General features: G+C 61.1%; 10 protein-coding genes. 6 read left to right on the forward strand and 4 right to left on the reverse strand.

All coding sequences use genetic code 11. From position 1 onward, the window contains the following. Positions 1 to 334 (forward strand): integrase core domain-containing protein (locus G518_RS0125455; RefSeq protein WP_028604902.1); only part of this gene is annotated, 334 nt, incomplete at its 5' end. 205 nt (positions 335 to 539) lie between these two features. On the opposite strand, the gene glnE is transcribed toward G518_RS0125455, so the two are convergent. After that, positions 540 to 3356, reverse strand: a complete 2817-nt coding sequence (glnE, locus tag G518_RS0125460; RefSeq protein WP_084652279.1) for a bifunctional [glutamate--ammonia ligase]-adenylyl-L-tyrosine phosphorylase/[glutamate--ammonia-ligase] adenylyltransferase — start codon at positions 3354 to 3356, stop codon at positions 540 to 542. Between the two features lie 180 nt (positions 3357 to 3536). Here glnE and G518_RS36960 point away from each other — a divergent pair, with 180 nt between their 5' ends. From G518_RS36960 to G518_RS0125475, 3 genes are all read left to right on the forward strand, one after another. After that, positions 3537 to 7538 carry a YhdP family protein gene (locus G518_RS36960; protein ID WP_245598131.1) on the forward strand — a complete coding sequence of 1334 codons (4002 nt, stop codon included), beginning with the start codon at positions 3537 to 3539 and terminating at the stop codon, positions 7536 to 7538. Continuing rightward, the gene (locus tag G518_RS0125470; protein WP_028604904.1) at positions 7535 to 8356 is read left to right on the forward strand and encodes a carbon-nitrogen hydrolase family protein; all 822 of its coding nucleotides are present in this window, start codon (positions 7535 to 7537) and stop codon (positions 8354 to 8356) included. Before G518_RS36960 ends, G518_RS0125470 begins: the two co-directional genes overlap by 4 nt. A 66-nt stretch (positions 8357 to 8422) precedes the next feature. Next, positions 8423 to 10510 carry a sensor histidine kinase gene (locus G518_RS0125475; protein WP_084652281.1) on the forward strand — a complete coding sequence of 696 codons (2088 nt, stop codon included), beginning with the start codon at positions 8423 to 8425 and terminating at the stop codon, positions 10508 to 10510. 52 nt (positions 10511 to 10562) lie between these two features. Here G518_RS0125475 and G518_RS0125480 read toward each other — a convergent pair whose 3' ends face one another. Both G518_RS0125480 and G518_RS0125485 read right to left on the reverse strand, forming a co-directional pair. Beyond that, on the reverse strand, positions 10563 to 10988 hold the full coding sequence (locus G518_RS0125480; RefSeq protein WP_028604906.1) for a universal stress protein: 426 nt from the start codon (positions 10986 to 10988) through the stop codon (positions 10563 to 10565). An 84-nt stretch (positions 10989 to 11072) separates the two neighbouring features. Beyond that, positions 11073 to 11903, reverse strand: coding sequence for a metallophosphoesterase (locus G518_RS0125485; RefSeq protein ID WP_028604907.1), 831 nt, complete (start codon positions 11901 to 11903; stop codon positions 11073 to 11075). 329 nt (positions 11904 to 12232) lie between these two features. Here G518_RS0125485 and G518_RS36965 point away from each other — a divergent pair, with 329 nt between their 5' ends. Together G518_RS36965 and G518_RS0125495 are read left to right on the forward strand one after the other, a co-directional pair. Then, the gene (locus G518_RS36965) at positions 12233 to 14362 is read left to right on the forward strand and encodes a beta strand repeat-containing protein (protein WP_169458006.1); all 2130 of its coding nucleotides are present in this window, start codon (positions 12233 to 12235) and stop codon (positions 14360 to 14362) included. A gap of 297 nt (positions 14363 to 14659) precedes the next feature. Beyond that, positions 14660 to 14842, forward strand: coding sequence for a hypothetical protein (locus G518_RS0125495; protein WP_028604908.1), 183 nt, complete (start codon positions 14660 to 14662; stop codon positions 14840 to 14842). A gap of 221 nt (positions 14843 to 15063) precedes the next feature. On the opposite strand, the gene G518_RS0125500 is transcribed toward G518_RS0125495, so the two are convergent. Beyond that, complete coding sequence (locus G518_RS0125500) at positions 15064 to 16197, reverse strand: thiolase family protein (RefSeq protein ID WP_028604909.1); 1134 nt, start codon at positions 16195 to 16197, stop codon at positions 15064 to 15066. Positions 16198 to 16279: the final 82 nt, after the last annotated feature.

Consider the following 16279-nt stretch of genomic DNA (forward strand, 5'->3'; position numbering starts at 1 on the left):
GCAGCGTCGACCTGCGGCAGGACTCATCGTTCATTCCGACAGGGGCAGCCAGTACGCCAGCCGCGAGCATCAGCAGTTGCTGGCACGCCATGGCCTGCGCGCGAGCATGAGCGGCAAGGGCAACTGCTGGGACAACGCCGTGATGGAGCGCTTCTTCCTGAACCTCAAGATGGAACGTGTGTGGCAGCGCGACTACGCCAACCACGCTGAAGCCGCTGCCGACATCTGCGACTACATCGTCGGCTTCTACAACAGCCGCCGCCTGCACTCGAGCCTGGGTTATCTGCCTCCCAATGTCTATGAACGACACATGGCAGAACGTGCCCCTATCTAGGTGTCCGAAATTACTTGACCAGCACAGGAGTAAATCCCCCGCCGCCGCCCACGGGGCCGGGGGAGTTAAAAAGCCCCGCAGTCTCCCAGGGGGAGAGAGTAAAAATCCCCCCACCGTCCCCCATGGGGAGGGAGTAAAAAACCCCCTACCGTCTCCCACGGGGATTTAAAACTCCCACGCCGAAAACGTTGAAAGTACCTGGCTCTCAGGAGCTACCAAAGACCGCATTCCACAGCGCTTCAATCGCTGCCCGTTCCGTAGCCAGAGTCTCAGGCTCAACCTGAGTGGGCTCTTCATTAAGACGAGCCCTGTGCTGCACCCGGCGCAGTTGCCGATAAGCGTCCGCCGCAGCGCCGCCAACTCCCGTCGGAAGCAAGCCCACTTTCTCAGCGCGCCGAAACAGCGCGATATTGCCCAGGTTCGGCTCCAGCTCAGGGTGAGCGGCGCTGTGCGCGAGTACCAGGCATTGCAGGGCAAACTCTGCGTCAACCATTCCCCCCACACTGTGCTTGACATCAAACAAGCCAGTCTTCACCGGCCTTGCTTGACGCATCCGCTCGCGCATGGTGATGATTTCGCCCTTCAATGCCTGAATGTCGCGAGGGGCAGTGATCACGGCGTGTCTTACGGCGTCGAAGCGCTCTGCCATGCCGTCTGCGCCGCAGATGAAGCGCGCGCGCGTCATGGCCTGGTGTTCCCAGGTCCAGGCGGTATTGCTGCCGCGTTGTTCCTGATAGTCTGCATAGGCCTCGAAACTCGTGGTCAGCAAACCGGAATTCCCGTTGGGCCTCAAGGCGGTATCAATCTCGAATAAATCGCCTTCGCCGGTCTTGACCGTGAGCCAATTGATCAGTTTGCGCACGAAAGCGGAATAGATCTCGGCTGCGGACTCGTCTTCGTCGTCGAATACGAAAACAATATCCAGGTCACTTCCGTAGCCCAGTTCCTTGCCACCGAGCTTGCCGTAGCCAATGATGCCAAACTGCGGCGCCTCGCGGTGGCGCCGCTTCAGGTGTGACCAGCACCATTCGGTGGTGAGTCTGAGGAGGGCGTCTGCCAGGGCGGAGAGATCATCAGCTACCTGCTCCACGCTGATCTGGTTTTCTACGTCTCGCACAAGAGTGCGGAAAACCTCCGCGTGATGCGCGCGGCGCAACAGGTTCAGCAGGTTTTCTTCATCATCTTCGTTGGTGCGTGCCAGTGCGGCACGGCGCTCTTGCAGCTCGCGCTCGAAGACGGCGGCGTCAAATCGGGTGCTGAGCAGCGCCGGACCGGCCAGCTCGTCAATCACACCGGGATGTTGCAGCAGGTACCGCGCTGGCCAGCGCGCGGTGCCCAGCATGCGCAGCAGACGCTCGTGTACGGCGGGGCGTTCCAACAAGAGCGCCAGATAGCTTTCGCGCCGCAGCAAGGGCTCCACCCAATCGGCTAGGCGCAGGACGGCATCACTGGAGACCCGGCCTTCGCGCAGCCACTCGGCGGTGCGTTGCAGCAGGCGTTGCAAGCGATTGCGTGCTTGCTCGCGCAGCGCCAGCATGCGAGGGTGTTCGTGCCATTGAGCCAGACGCTCCCGAACGTTCTCAGGAAACAGCGCCAGCACGGCATCGAAGTCAGCTACTGTGGTGCTGCCGTTGCTATGGCCATTGCCATTGCCATTGCTGTTGCCGTTACTGGATTTCTGGCAGTTCTTGCACGGTGCGTCGGCACCTAGCAGGCGGTCGAACTCCTGCGCCACGAACTCGCGGTAAGTGTCCAATTCCGAGAGAAACGCACAGCACCCGGCGTAACCCATGCTCCGGGAGATCCACTCGAGATCGGCATCGTCGGTAGGAAGCACGTGCGTCTGCTGATCGTCCAGATACTGAATGCGGTGTTCGACGCGGCGAAGGAAGATATAGGCTTTTGCAAGCTCATCTGCGGTTTCTTGCGGCATGAGCCCAGCCCGCGCCACGCGCTGAAGGGCTTCGAGTGTGGGGCGGGTGCGCAGCTCAGGGAATTGCCCGCCGCGTACCACCTGGAGCAATTGCACCGTGAATTCGATCTCACGTATGCCGCCGCGAGAGAGCTTGACGTCGTTGGCTCGCTCGGGCCGGCCAGCGCTGCGCTTGGCCGCGTGATCGCGAATCTGCTGGTGCAGTCCGCGCAGCGAGTCGAACACGCTGTAATCAAGGTATTTGCGGAACACAAAAGGCAGCACGACCCCGCGCAAAGCTTGCGCAGAACCGCTCTTGATGGGAGCGACCGGCGCCACCACGCGGCTTTTCAGCCAGGCAAAGCGCTCCCATTCGCGGCCCTGCACCAGCATGTATTCCTCCAGCGCGTCGAGCGAGCACACGGTGGGGCCGGAATTTCCGTTGGGGCGCAGCGCCAGATCCACGCGAAAAACGAAGCCGTGCTCGGTGGTTTCCCCGATCAGGCCGTAGATCAGCTTGACCGCGCGGGTGAAATATTCATGCACCGAGACGCGGCCTCGCCCTTCAGGCGTGCCTGCGGTTTCCCCGTCTTCGTCATAGATATAGATGAGATCGATGTCACTGGAGACATTCAACTCGCGCGCGCCGAACTTTCCCATGCCGATCACCCACATCTGGGCGTGTTGGCCGCTTTCGGTCATCGGGGCGCCGTGGCGCTCATCGAGCTGGGCATAGGCATGCCGGCAAGCCACATCAAGTGCCACTTCTGCCAGCTCGGTCACAGTGCGGGTGATGGTCTCCAGTGGCGCTGCCTGTTCGCAATCGAGCCCCACAAGGCGTTCCATCACCAATTGACGCAGGATGCGCAAGGCGCTGCTGGTGTCGTGGCCGCGCTCGAACAGGGCGGCCAGGCATGCGAGCATGGTCTCGCGCACGGGGGCTCCGGGAGGCAACAAAGCCAGCTCGTCCTCGTAGCGGCGACGCAGGCGTTGCACCAGGCGCGAATGAAGAGCGCCGCCCTCCATCGGAAGGCCTGTATGCTCTGCAGGCGAGGCGGTTAACAAAGATTCACTGTGGCCGCTAGAACCTTCCACATCGGCACGGGTCATAATTTCTCTCACTTCTCCGAAGTTCGGTATCTGTGGTGAACCCCATTCGGGGTGGCCGCTCTACATACCGGACTCGTATAGCTCCAGTTAAAGCCGTTGGTTCAATCGCCTATCCAAATAGCTGCCACCCTCGTTAGATGGGTGTTGCGTGGCGTTTTCGCTCTGCTAGTGCTCATATTTGTGGCCTGGAGTGTTCTCCATTGGATTATTGTGCCGCGAATCGATGAGTTTCGCCCTCGACTGGAGCAAATGGCCTCGCGAGCGGCGTCCACACCGGTGACCATAGGGGCCATTGAGGCCGAGTCGAACGGCCTGGTGCCCTCTATTTCCCTGCGCGACGTGCGTGTACACGATCTGTCTGGCCGGGCTGGTCTGGTGATTCCGCGAGTGCTCGTGGCTTTCTCGGTACTCTCGCTCAGCAAGCGCGAGTTGGAGCAGTTGGTTATTGATCAGCCCCAGTTGGAGCTGCGGCGCACCGCAGATGGGCGCTTGCTGGTGGGCGGCGTCGATATGTCGGGCGACGCTTCAGCCTCGATCGAAGCGTCGGACTGGTTTTTTTCCCAGTCGGAATTTCTGGTGCGAGGCGGCAAGGTGAGCTGGGTCGACGAAAGCCGGAATGTGCCACCGGTGACGTTCTCCGATGTGCAATTCATTGCCCGCAACGGGTTTGGCCGCCATCAGCTGCGGCTGGACGCCACACCAGAACCCGCTTGGGGCGAGCGATTCACCCTGATTGGCCAGTTCCGCCAACCGCTGCTTTCACTGCATTCGGGCCAATGGCGGGATTGGGATGGCCAAGTGTTTGCCAACTTCAGCCGCGCCGACGTTTCCCAATTGGGTCAATACGTCGATCTGGAGGCCGATATGGGCGTTGACCTGCAAGCCGGGCAGGGCGCACTTCGGCTTTGGACTGATGTGAAGAAGGGGCAGTTCACCAACCTCACTGCGGATCTGGCGCTGGGCGCCGTGTCTGCCACCTTCGGGCCTAAGCTGGAGCCGCTGGCCTTTGCGTCGCTCGCAGGCCGCATCGGCTGGAGTAACCTGGGGGCCGGGGTGGAGGTGACCACGCGCGATCTGAACTTCGTGGACGCCGACGGCGTAGCTTGGCCAGGCGGTAATGTGCGGCTCAGCTACCGCGATGGCGCTGCGGGGGCCGTTCCCGGGGGCGATTTCAGCGGCGACCGGCTGGATCTTGCCGCTCTCGCCAAGATCGCCCAACGCCTGCCGTTATCACCAGAGGTGGGTCGCCAGCTCCGCGATCATCCGGTGAAGGGCCTGATCGAGCATATCGAAGGGCGATGGAGCGGCCCGCTGGACGCGCCTCGTGATTGGCGCCTGCAAACCAAGATCAGCCAGCTTTCCGTGGGAGCCCGCCCGGCGCCTCAGCCTCCGAGTGGAAAGCCCGTGGCGGGCATGCCTGGCGTGGAAGGCGCCACTTTGCAATTGGAAGCCTTGCCCACCGGTGGTAGCGCGGTGCTGGAGGTGAAGAATGGGGCACTTGAATTTCCCGGCGTGTTCGCCGAGCCGCGCATCCCCGTGGCTGAATTCAAGGTCGCTTCGCGTTGGCGCTCCAAAGGCGGTCAGTTCACCATTGATGTCGATCAGCTGGCACTGCGTAATCAGGATGCCACGGCCACTTTCAAGGGGCGTTGGAACACCACACCCGGTAAGCAAGGCCCCGCTCGCTTTCCTGGCGAGCTTGATTTGTCAGGCAACTTCAGTCGAGCCAATGGCGCCCGCGTGTACCGGTATCTGCCGCTCGGCATTGCCGCTGAAGCGCGAGATTATGTTCAGCATGCGGTGCTGAAGGGCGAAGCGCGCGATATGGCGGTGCGCGTCAAAGGCGATTTGAATCGCATAGGCGAGGATTCGCTTGGGTCTGGCGGTGCATTCCGGTTTTCGGGGCAGGTGCGTGGTGTGACCTTGGCGTATGTACCGCGCGCGCTTCAGCCCGAAGGCGAGGCTCCCTGGCCGGCGTTGGAAGATCTCTCAGGCGAGCTGATTTTTGATCACAACACCATGCAGGTGAACCACGCCAAGGGGACAGTGCAAGGCTACCCGGGCTGGCAGTTCACACAAATACAAGCCGGTATTGCCGATCTCCACCACACCCGTGTGCTGGTGGATGCCCAAGGGAAAGGAACCCTGGAGTCCGCGCTGGGCATTGTGCGAACTTCGCCGGTAGGGGGATTTATTGGGCATGCGCTCGATCGTGCCACTGGCAGTGGGGATGCGGCTTTGCAGCTCAAGCTGGATCTGCCTGTATCCCACATTCACGAAGCCAAGGCTGAAGGTCGCGTTAATCTGGCGGGTAACGATGTGCGCATTGCGCCAGATACGCCGCTGCTGGCTCAGGCAAATGGCGCGATCACATTCAGCGATGCCGGGTTTGCCATCCAGGACGCACGAGCCCGATGGCTGGGCGGGGAGGTGCGACTGTCGGGTGGTACATCCAAGACCGCGCCGCCCGGAGAAAAAGTCGGCGAAAAGGGTGTCCCACCCGTGGTGTTGCACGCCGCTGGCACCTTCAGCGCCGAAGCTCTGCGTGAGATGGCCGAGTGGGGACCGGTACCGGAAGTGGCGCGCCTGGCTTCGGGCAGCGCGGCTTACGAAGCGCGCATGTCGTTCCGGGGCGACGAACCCGAACTCCTGGTGACCAGTGATTTGCGCGGGATGGCCTTTGACCTCCCCGCTCCGTTGGAAAAGCAGGCTGAGGCTACCTTGCCCTTGCGTTTTGAAAGCGGTCCGGTCACAGGAGCAGAGGGCCGCTCGCGCTTTCGTCTTACCGTGGGCGAGCAACTGGCGCTTGAATTCCAGCGCGATACCAAATCCGGGCGCACACTGCGCGGGGCCATTGGGGTGGGTCAAGCTGCAGTGACGCCGTTGGCGCTACCGGCCAGTGGTGTCCATGCGGACTTGCAACTGCCGCGTCTGGATGTGGGAGCCTGGGAAACCACGCTGGCAGCCGTGTTCAGCAGTGCAAAGAAAGAACCCGCCGCTTCAGCAGAGGGTGGATTCGTTCCAACGGCCTGGTCGCTGCGCACCGGTGAACTGGTGCTGGATGATCGTACGGTGCACGACGTGAATGCGAAGGGGACGCGCCAAGGCAACACTTGGCGCGCCAATGTGCAGGCCCGCGAGCTGGCCGGCCGCGTTGACTACACCGAAGGAACGGATGGCCGCGCAGGCAAGGTGCTGGCCAGGCTCTCGCACCTGACGATCCCCGCCGGTTCCGACGATCAAAGTGTGCAGGCGCAACCCATCACGCATATGCCGGCACTTGATGTGGTGGCTGAAGATTTTGAGTTGCGCGGCAAGAAGTTGGGCCGGCTGGAGATCAACGCGGTGAACCACGACACCGCACCCACGTCTCAAGTCGGTGCCTTGCAGACATGGGAGCTGACCCGGTTTGTAGTTCGTTCGCCAGAAGCGGTGTTTACCGCGAGCGGCAGGTGGGAGGCATTGGCCCGCCGGCCAGCGGTGTCGCACGATCCGCGCGGGCCCCGGGCGCCGGATGATCCGCGCCGCACCACGCTCGATTTCAAGCTCGATATCCGCGATGCCGGCGCCCTGCTGACGCGCTTTGACATGCCCGGTGTACTGGCTCGCGGCCAGGGCGTGCTAAGCGGTGATCTGAACTGGCGCGGCTCTCCCATGTCGCCGCACTATCCCAGTATGGCTGGCAAGGTGCATTTGGATGTGGGTGCTGGCCAATTCCTCAAAGCGGATCCTGGGGTCGCCAAGCTGTTGGGAGTGCTGAGCCTGCAGGCATTGCCACGCCGGCTGACGCTGGATTTCCGCGATATTTTTTCCACCGGCTTTGCCTTCGATTTTGTTCGTGGCGATGTGGCCATTGCACGGGGCATTGCTCAAACCAACAACTTGCAGATGAAGGGCGTCAACGCCGCGGTATTGATGGATGGCAGCGCCGACATCGACAAGGAGACCCAGGATCTGCGGGTACTGGTGGTGCCTGAGATTGACGCGGGCACTGCGGCGCTGGTGGCTACCGCCATCAACCCGGCTATCGGCCTTGTGACCTTCCTGGCACAGTTGGTGCTGAAGCGCCCGCTCAGCCAGGCCAATACGAAGGAGTTTCATATCGGCGGAAGCTGGGACAATCCTACGGTACAGAAACTCGAACACTCGGCAAGGCGCCTGGTGACAGGGGAGCAGAAATGAAAGTTGCAGCTATCCAGATGGTCTCGTGCACACGTGTGGACGAGAATCTGCGCACCGCTCACGCGCTGCTGGCCCAAGCCGCTGATGCTGGTGCGGAGTTGGCCGTGTTGCCGGAATACTTCTGCGTCATGGGGCGACGCGACACCGACAAGCTCGCCTTGCAAGAGTCGCTAGGCGCCGGTCCCATCCAGGACTGGCTGGCGAATACGGCAAGGGAATTGGGTCTCTGGGTTGTGGGTGGTACGCTGCCCATTTCCTGCGATCCGCGCGATGAAGCGCGCGTCCGTAATGCCTCCCTGGCCTTCAATCCGCAGGGCGAGCGCGTGGCTTGCTACGACAAGATCCACCTGTTCAAGTTCGACGACGGTACGCGAACCTACGACGAGGCGGCGGTGCTGGTGCGGGGTACGCAGCCGGTGAGTTTCGATTTGCCTTCCCGCGATGGCCATTCATGGCGTGTTGGTATGAGCGTGTGCTATGACCTGCGCTTTCCCGAGTTGTACCGCGCTTATGCGGCCGATGGGGCTGATTTGCTGCTGGTGCCCAGCGCCTTCACCTACGTCACCGGCCAAGCGCACTGGGAAGTGCTGTTGCGCGCCCGCGCGATCGAGAACCTGAGTGCGGTGCTGGCTTCCGCTCAAGGTGGCGTGCATGAGAACGGCCGCAGCACCTGGGGTCACTCCATGGTGATCAACCCCTGGGGCCAGGTGGTTTCTGTGCAGGCGGAGGGGGCAGGCGTCGTGATGGCTGAATTGGATGCCACCGCGCTTGCGCAGCATAGGGTGCAACTGCCGGCGTTGGGTCATCGTGTGGTGTAAGCCAAGCCTCGCCCGGAGACGCTGGTGCGTCTCACCGCCTTTGGCAGGAAGAAGAGAGCGCATGGCATGTCCCGAATAGCTGAACTTCTTTTTCGAGAAGACGGCCTCTGGCGCGAGAAGACCGCAACATGGCGAGCCAAGGCACGTGGGGCAGTGCGGCTGTTCTGGAGCGCTGACAGACGCTGGTTGCTGTGGTCGTTGCTGGTGGTTCTCGTGGTGTTGGCGCTTGGCATTTTGGTCTGGCTGGCACGCGGGTACGAGATGGAACAAGTTCAGCGTGCGCTTGATCGCGACAACGCTGACGCCATGATGGATATCCGTACCGGGTTAGCGCGTAACCTGCAAAACCTTCACGGGTTGAACGCGGGTGACGTCGCGCCCAAAGAATGGACCAACAACGCCTTGGCATTGCTGCGTGAGCACCGCGAGTGGATGCGGCTGGAATGGCGTGATCCCTCGCTGCGCCTGCTGGCCGAGGCTGATAGCCCTTATTTTTCTCCGCTGTCCGAGAGCCTTGGCGAAACCGGCGGGGATGGCATGCACGCCTGCGCCATGGCTTCCCGGCTTGACAGCGGCGCTTACTCGGAGACCCGCTTCGTGCCCTTGCCCGGCGGCAGGGGGCTGGAGATCATGGAGCTGTGCCTGCCCATCCGGCATGGGACTCGGCGGGTGGGCTACGCGGTAGCCACCTATTCGCTCAGCGGTGTGCTGTCCAGCATGCTTGGCGAAGCCTATACACGCAGGCAGCAGGTGTCGTTTGCCGAACCTGATGGCACCCGCCTGGCCACCTATGGTGCCACTCGGCGTGGCAGCCGCATCTTTACGTCGCAGCTGTTGCTGGATCTTCCCGGTGCGGCTTTGGTGCTGCGTATGGACGGCTGGCGCGCGGCGCCCGACATGCTGCCCAATGTGCTGACCGCCTTGGTCACTACGCTCACCATTGCGCTCGTGACGGTGCTGATCCTGCTCTCGCGCGATTTCCAGCGCCGCCAGGAAGCTGAGAATGCGCTGGCTGACGCGCTGGCCTTTCGCCAAGCCATGGAAGACTCGCTCGTCACCGGTTTGCGCGCGCGCGATCTGCAAGGGCGCATTACCTACGTGAACCCCGCATTTTGCAGCATGGTTGGGTTTTCCCCGGAAGAACTTGTAGGCCAGGGAGCTCCCGCGCCTTACTGGCCTCCCGAGATGGTTGATGGGTTCCGCGAACGCCAAACCGTGCGCCTGCTTGCCGGTAAATCTCCTCCACGTGAAGGGTTGGAAAGCGTTTTCCAGCGCAAGGACGGCACGCGATTTCCAGTGCTCATCATTGAGGCGCCGCTGATCAATGCGACGGGCAAGCATGCTGGCTGGATGAGTGCGGTTCTCGATGTGAGCGAGCAACGTCGCATTGAGGAGCTACAGCGCGCAGGACAGGAGCGCTTGCAGGCTACGGCGCGCTTATCCGCCGTGGGCGAGATGGCTTCGCTTCTCAGCCACGAGCTGAACCAGCCGCTGGCGGCGATCTCCAGTTATGCCAACGGTTGCCTCAACCTGCTCCAGAGCCCGGCCCCCTCGGCTGGCAGCGATACGGAAACTCTGAAGGACGTGCAGGTTGCCGTAGCACGCATCGCTGAGCAGGCCAATCGGGCTGGGCGGGTCATCAACAGCGTGCACGATTTCATACGCCGGCGTGGAGAGGCGCGTGAGGCGGTTTCACCTGGAACCATCATCGATGCGGCACTCCCGCTGATTCAGATGCAAGCGCAAAAGCTTGGCATCAGGGTGCAAGTTCAATGCGAAGACCATCTGCCGGAGGTTTGGTGCGATCGCACCCTGGTGGAACAGGTGTTGCTCAACCTGGCGCGCAATGGCATGCAGGCCATGGCAGATGCTGAGATAGATCAGCGGCAGTTGATCATGGAAGCGCGCTACCGTCCGCCCGTCTCTTCAGGACGCGGCTGGGTTGTATTTTCCGTGGCCGATCGTGGCGCCGGCATCAGCGAAGAGGTGGCGAGCCAATTGTTTACGCCTTTTTTTACGACCAAGGCGGAGGGCATGGGCTTGGGCCTTTCGATGTGCCGCACGGTCATTGAGCAGCATGGCGGCGCTCTGGATTACGCCGCAAATCAACCCCAGGGAACCGTGTTCCGCTTCACCATTCCAAGGTGGGGTTGATGCGGCAAATACCTGTTGCTCAGGTATTGCGTTTTGCTTGCTTCAGCGTAGCTTAACGCACCAACAGCACGGGAACGCTGCAGCCAGCCAGGACCTTGGTGGCAACGGAGCCCATGACCAGATTGCCCAGGGCGTTGTGGCCATGTGAGCCCATGATGAGCATGTCATATTTGCCCGCGTCGGCGAATTTGCCAATGGTTTCTCCGGCGGATCCCACTTTCGAAGCGCCTTTGGCTTTTAGCTCGTGGCGACTCAGATATTTGAGCACGGGGTCCAGCACCTTGGTGGCTTCTTCAAGGTAATACGCATCCACAGCTTCACGGCCAACGGCGGCGCGGGCGCGGGGAGGCAGTGCAGATTGCACCGTCAGCGCAGTGAACTGGTGCTCACCGCTTGCGAACATTTCCAGATGAGTGGTGAGGTACGCCAGCATTTTCTTGGTGTACGTGCTTCCATCTACGGCCAAAAGAATTTTCATGGTTTTTCTCCTAGGTTGACATATAAAGAACTGTCTGAGTCTACGGCCTCCGGTAGCCCGCCGGCCAAGAACCGCAGTAGCGCGCTAGGCAATCGTCACCACGCGCTTTGGATCAAACGTCTCCTGTTCGCCTTTGGAGGCGTAGCCCAGCGGGTTGGCCACTACTCGGCAACGGCCCACGCGGTAGTCCAGAGGGCAGTGCAAATGGCCATGCAGCCACAGGTCTGCGTGTTCGAGCATGTCGTCCAGCGCGTTGCAAAAACCAGCGGTGCCCGGTGTCATACCGTAGCGGGGGTCGGCACTTTTTAAACTGGGCGCGAAGTGCGTCACGGCCACCGTAGGGCCTTCAAAAGCTTCTGCCAATGCGGCACGCAACCAGGTCTGGCATGTGAGGGCCTGTTCGCGCATCTGTGGCGCCAGGAAAGGCTCGTTGCCACGTGTGGCCGCGGCTTGATGCAGGTAGTAGTTGGCGGAACGGAAGGCCTTTTCGCGAGCTTTCAGCTGCTCACCCAAGGTGGCGTAAGGCCCGCGTGGAGCCAAGGCGTCGAAATCACTCCAGAGGGTGGTTCCGATGAAGCGCACTCCATCAAGCACCAGGCTTTCTCGCTCCAGCCAGATCAGACCCAGGCGATCGCAAGTGGCACGCAGGCGTATATGGGCTTCGTCGAAATCGAGCTTGTCGTACTCATGGTTGCCGGGAATGAAGATCACCGGTGTTGGCCAGCCGCCGAACTGCGGCAAGGGCGAGAAGCGTGCCAGGCCGAAGTCAGTGTCGCCCAGTGCCGGCAGTGCGGAACCGTTTTGATAGGAGCCTATATCGCCCGCGAGCACCAGCAGGTTGGCGTCTGGCGCGGGCTCAGGTGAGAAGTGGGGCTGCGTTTCCAGATGCAGATCGGACAGAAGCTGGATGTTCACGGTGCGTGGTGCTGAGAGGAACTTTGAATGAAGGCTAATTTCACGCGATACGAGTGTGGCTCACGCGTGGGCGGTTTTTGCGCACTACAACTGTTGCCTGCGAGTGCTATTTGTTCAAATTTGAACACACCGCGGGGTACCAAGACCTTTCGTTCCTTAACATTTTGGAACACTTTTGTTGTAAGATCTCGAGCGCTGGCATTTTGTTACACACAGTGTTCTGGTGGCGGGAGGCCTGCGTACTCTGCATAACTCAGGGTATGCAGGATCACGCCGTTCAACCCTCTATATTTCTGAAAGTCCGTTGTATGGCGGAAAAAGGCGAACCGATGAGCACAAAAACTACGTGGCAGTGGGTGGTGTTGAAGGCCGTGTTGGCGATGCTGGCATCCCTCTTGTTGTTGCCATCGATCGCCAACGCACAAAGCGCAGATCTGGCGATCACCAAAACCGACGGCGTCACCAGTGTTGTGGCTGGCGGTAGCTTGACTTACACCATTACCGCCAGCAACGCCGGTCCTAGCAATGCACCTGGCGCTATTGTGGCAGACACCTTTCCGGCAGCCTTGACAGGTACTTGGACCTGTGTGGGGGCCGGCGGCGCTACGTGCACTGCAGCAGGCAGCGGCAACATCAACGACAGTGTGAATCTACCCGCAGGTGGCAGCGTGACTTACACCGTGAGTGCGACCGTGTCAGCATCAGCCACGGGCACGCTGAGCAACACAGCCACCGTCACCGCAACGGGTGGGGTGACTGATCCAGTCCCTGGCAACAACAGCGCAACCGACACCGACCTGATTACCCGGTCCGCCGATCTGTCGATCACCAAGACCGACGGTGTCACCAGCGTGGCCGCAGGTGGCAGCGTGACCTACATCATTACCGCCAGCAACGCTGGCCCCAGCAATGCCATTGGTTCCACCGTGGTGGATACCTTTCCGGCAATCTTGACGGGCACTTGGACTTGTGTCGGGGCCGGTGGTGGTACCTGCACTGCCTCAGGCAGCGGCAACATCAACAACACCGTGAATCTACCCTCAGGTGGCAGCGTAACCTTCACCGTGAGTGCGACGGTGTCCTCTTCAGCCACGGGCACGCTAAGCAACACCGCCAGTGTCCGCGCGCCAGCTGGGGTGGTCGACCCGGTCCCTGGCAATGACAGTGCCACCGACACTGACACCATTACCGCGTCCGCGGATCTGGCGATCATCAAGACCGACGGTGTCACCAGTGTTGTGGCTGGCGGTAGCTTGACCTACACCATTACCGCCAGCAATGCTGGTCCGCGCAATGCACCTGGCGCCATCGTGGCAGACACCTTTCCGGCAGCCTTGACGGGCACTTGGACTTGTGTGGGGGCTGGTGGCGGTACATGCACTGCCTCAGGCAGCGGCAACATCAACGACACTGTGAATCTTCCCTCAGGTGGCAGCGTGACCTACACCGTGAGTGCGGCCGTGTCAGCATCAGCTACGGGCACGCTGAGCAACACCGCCACCGTCACCGCGCCAGGTGGAGTGACTGATCCTAATCCTGGCAACAACAGCGCCACTGACACCGACACCATTACCCAGTCTGCCGATCTGGCGATCACCAAGACTGATGGCGTCACCAGTGCGCAGGCTGGCGGGAGTGTGACCTACACGATCACCGCCAGCAATGCTGGCCCCAGCAATGCCTCTGGTGCCACCGTGGCGGATACCTTGCCGGCAGCCTTGACAGGCACTTGGACCTGTGTGGGGGCCGGTGGTAGTACCTGCACTGCAGCAGGCAGTGGCAACATCAACGACACCGTGAATCTTCCCTCAGGTGGCAGCGTGACCTACACCGTGAGTGCGACGGTGTCAGCTTCGGCCACGGGTACGCTGAGCAACACCGCCACAGTCACCGCGCCAGGTGGGGTAACTGATCCTAATCCTGCCAACAACAGCGCCACTGACAGCGACACCATTACCCAGTCTGCCGATCTGGCGATCACCAAGACTGATGGCGTCACGAGCGTGCAGGCTGGCGGTAGCTTGACTTACACCATTACCGCCAGTAACGCTGGTCCCAGCAATGCCTCTGGCGCCACTGTGGCGGATACCTTTCCGGCCGCCTTGACGGGCACTTGGACTTGTGTGGGGGCCGGTGGCGGTACGTGCACTACCTCAGGCAGCGGTAGCATCAACGACACCGTGAATCTTCCCTCAGGCGGCAGTGTGACCTATACAGTCAGTGGCACGGTATCACCTTCGGCCACGGGCACGCTAAGCAACACCGCGACAGTCACCACGCCAAGCGGGATGATTGACCCGGCCCTTGGCAACAACAGCGCCACCGATACCAACACCGTGACTGCCGCTGCGGTTTCGACGCCAGTCGCAGTGCCTAGTTTGTCGGTGTGGGGTTTGATACTGCTCAGCTTGGGGTTACTGGCCGTACGGCGCCGCACGTACCTCCGGCGCGAGGACTGACGTCGAGCGATATGGCTGTTGAATGAGTAGCTCAATGTGGAGGCATAGTCTCTGCATTGAGCTTTTTTGTGCTCGAAACGAGCCTCGCCGAGGCTCACTTTCGCTTTCAGCGTCTTAGCGCCATAGAGCTTCCTAGCCTCCTATGAAGAGATGAATCGCGAGCTCGGTGTGGCCAAAAGCCATCACGCCGATGCAGTTAGAGTCACGCACCTAGGGTAAACCCTTGCTGGTTGCTTACAATAGAGTTTCCTCGGCCTAGCCGACTTTTAAGGTGCCCTCCCAGAGGGCAAATGCATCATGTTTAATTCTCTCGCCGATTTCCTGCGTGCTGTCATGCGCACACCACGCATGGACGGCGGTGCTTCTAACGGTATCACTGCCCAATTGATGGAACGTGCTGACGCTGCCGCCGGCTCCGATCCCATGCACGCGTTCGAACTGCGCCGTGCTGCCCTGGCAACGCTGGGCGTCGTTCGCTAAAGAGCGTCCACGCGGTAGAGGCCAAAGCCCTCAGGTTTTCCCGCTTCGCGTGCTCCACTGGCCCCCTTTTTGGGGGCTTTTTACATTGAGGCGTTCCATCGGTAAAACTGGCGCTCTACGCTTGCCGGAATAGAGACTTCCCTGACCACGCGCTTTTTGCGCTAGCTTCAGGGTGTACCGTCATGGGACCCAGGCCTGCGCTGATTCGTCAGCTTCAGATTTCAGACACGCTCCAGGATGGTTGCGATCCCCTGTCCGCCGCCAATGCATTGAGTGGCCAGTGCATAGCGGCCTTTCTCGCGAACCAGCAATGAGGCTGCCTTTCCTGTGATGCGCGCTCCGGTTGCACCCAGGGGATGGCCTATGGAAAGGCCGCCGCCGTCGAGATTGATCTTTGCAGGGTCCAGGCCAAGATCACGGATGCTGGCCAAGGCCTGCGATGAGAACGCCTCGTTGATCTCGATCACATCCAGGTCTGCAGCGCTCAGACCGGCTCGAGCCAGCGCCTTGCGTGTGGCGGGGATCGGGCCAATGCCCATGATGGCGGGGTCGACCCCCACGGTGGCGAAGGCGCGGATGCGGGCGAGCGCCTGCAATTTGTACTTGGCCGCAAAGGCATCACTGGTCACAAGCACGGCGGCAGCGCCATCGGTCAGAGGCGATGAAGTGCCGGCTGTCACCACCCCGTCCGGGCGGAATGCAGGTTTGAGGCTCGCCAGAGCTTCGGTCGACGTCGCCGGACGAATGCAGCCATCGGCATCAACGACCTCGCCCGAAGCCAGGTGCACTGGTACGATTTCGTCCACCAGACGACCCTCAGTACGCGCGGTGGCTGCTTTGCGGTGTGACTCAACCGCAAACGCTTCCTGGTCGGTGCGGCTGATGTTCCAGCGCTGCGCCACGTTTTCGGCGGTCTCGCCCATGGAAATATAGGCGTCTGTACTGGTCTGTAGATCAGGATTCGGCGAGAAATTGAAACCACCTTGCGGCACCATGGTCATCGATTCCACACCCACGCACAGGAAGGCCTCGCCCATGCCGGCTTCAATCTGCGCTGCCGCGATGTGTACGGCCTGCATCGAGGAGCCACAGAAACGGTTCACCGTCATGCCGCCCACTTCATGTGGCAATCCGGCCAAAAGCCCCACGATGCGCGCCAGGTTGTTGCCTTGCGAGGCCTCGGGGTAAGCGCAACCCAGAATGAGGTCTTCGAGCAGGGCGGGGTCCAGGTCCGTTCGCTCCAAGAGGCCGCGAACGACGCTGGCGGCCAGCGTATCGGGGCGAACTTCAGCAAGCCGCCCCTTCTTCGCAAAGTGGAAGGGAGAACGGGCGTAGGCGGAAATGACAGCTTTCATAAAAATACTCCTGGAGATGAGCCTACCGATCTGACCGATAGGCAATTGATGAACGGCCCTAGGGCGTGTTCACACTAAATTC

The organism is Ottowia thiooxydans DSM 14619, from assembly GCF_000422885.1.
GTDB lineage: Bacteria > Pseudomonadota > Gammaproteobacteria > Burkholderiales > Burkholderiaceae_C > Ottowia > Ottowia thiooxydans.

What these genes read in the sequence shown, in the direction of transcription:
- G518_RS0125470 (WP_028604904.1), top strand. Translation starts at nt 7,535, where the DNA reads ATGAAAGTTGCAGCTATCCAGATGGTCTCGTGCACACGTGTGGACGAG.
- G518_RS0125500 (WP_028604909.1), bottom strand. Translation starts at nt 16,197, where the DNA reads ATGAAAGCTGTCATTTCCGCCTACGCCCGTTCTCCCTTCCACTTTGCG.
- G518_RS36965 (WP_169458006.1), top strand. Translation starts at nt 12,233, where the DNA reads ATGAGCACAAAAACTACGTGGCAGTGGGTGGTGTTGAAGGCCGTGTTG.
- G518_RS0125495 (WP_028604908.1), top strand. Translation starts at nt 14,660, where the DNA reads ATGTTTAATTCTCTCGCCGATTTCCTGCGTGCTGTCATGCGCACACCA.
- G518_RS0125475 (WP_084652281.1), top strand. Translation starts at nt 8,423, where the DNA reads ATGTCCCGAATAGCTGAACTTCTTTTTCGAGAAGACGGCCTCTGGCGC.
- G518_RS0125480 (WP_028604906.1), bottom strand. Translation starts at nt 10,988, where the DNA reads ATGAAAATTCTTTTGGCCGTAGATGGAAGCACGTACACCAAGAAAATG.
- glnE (WP_084652279.1), bottom strand. Translation starts at nt 3,356, where the DNA reads ATGACCCGTGCCGATGTGGAAGGTTCTAGCGGCCACAGTGAATCTTTG.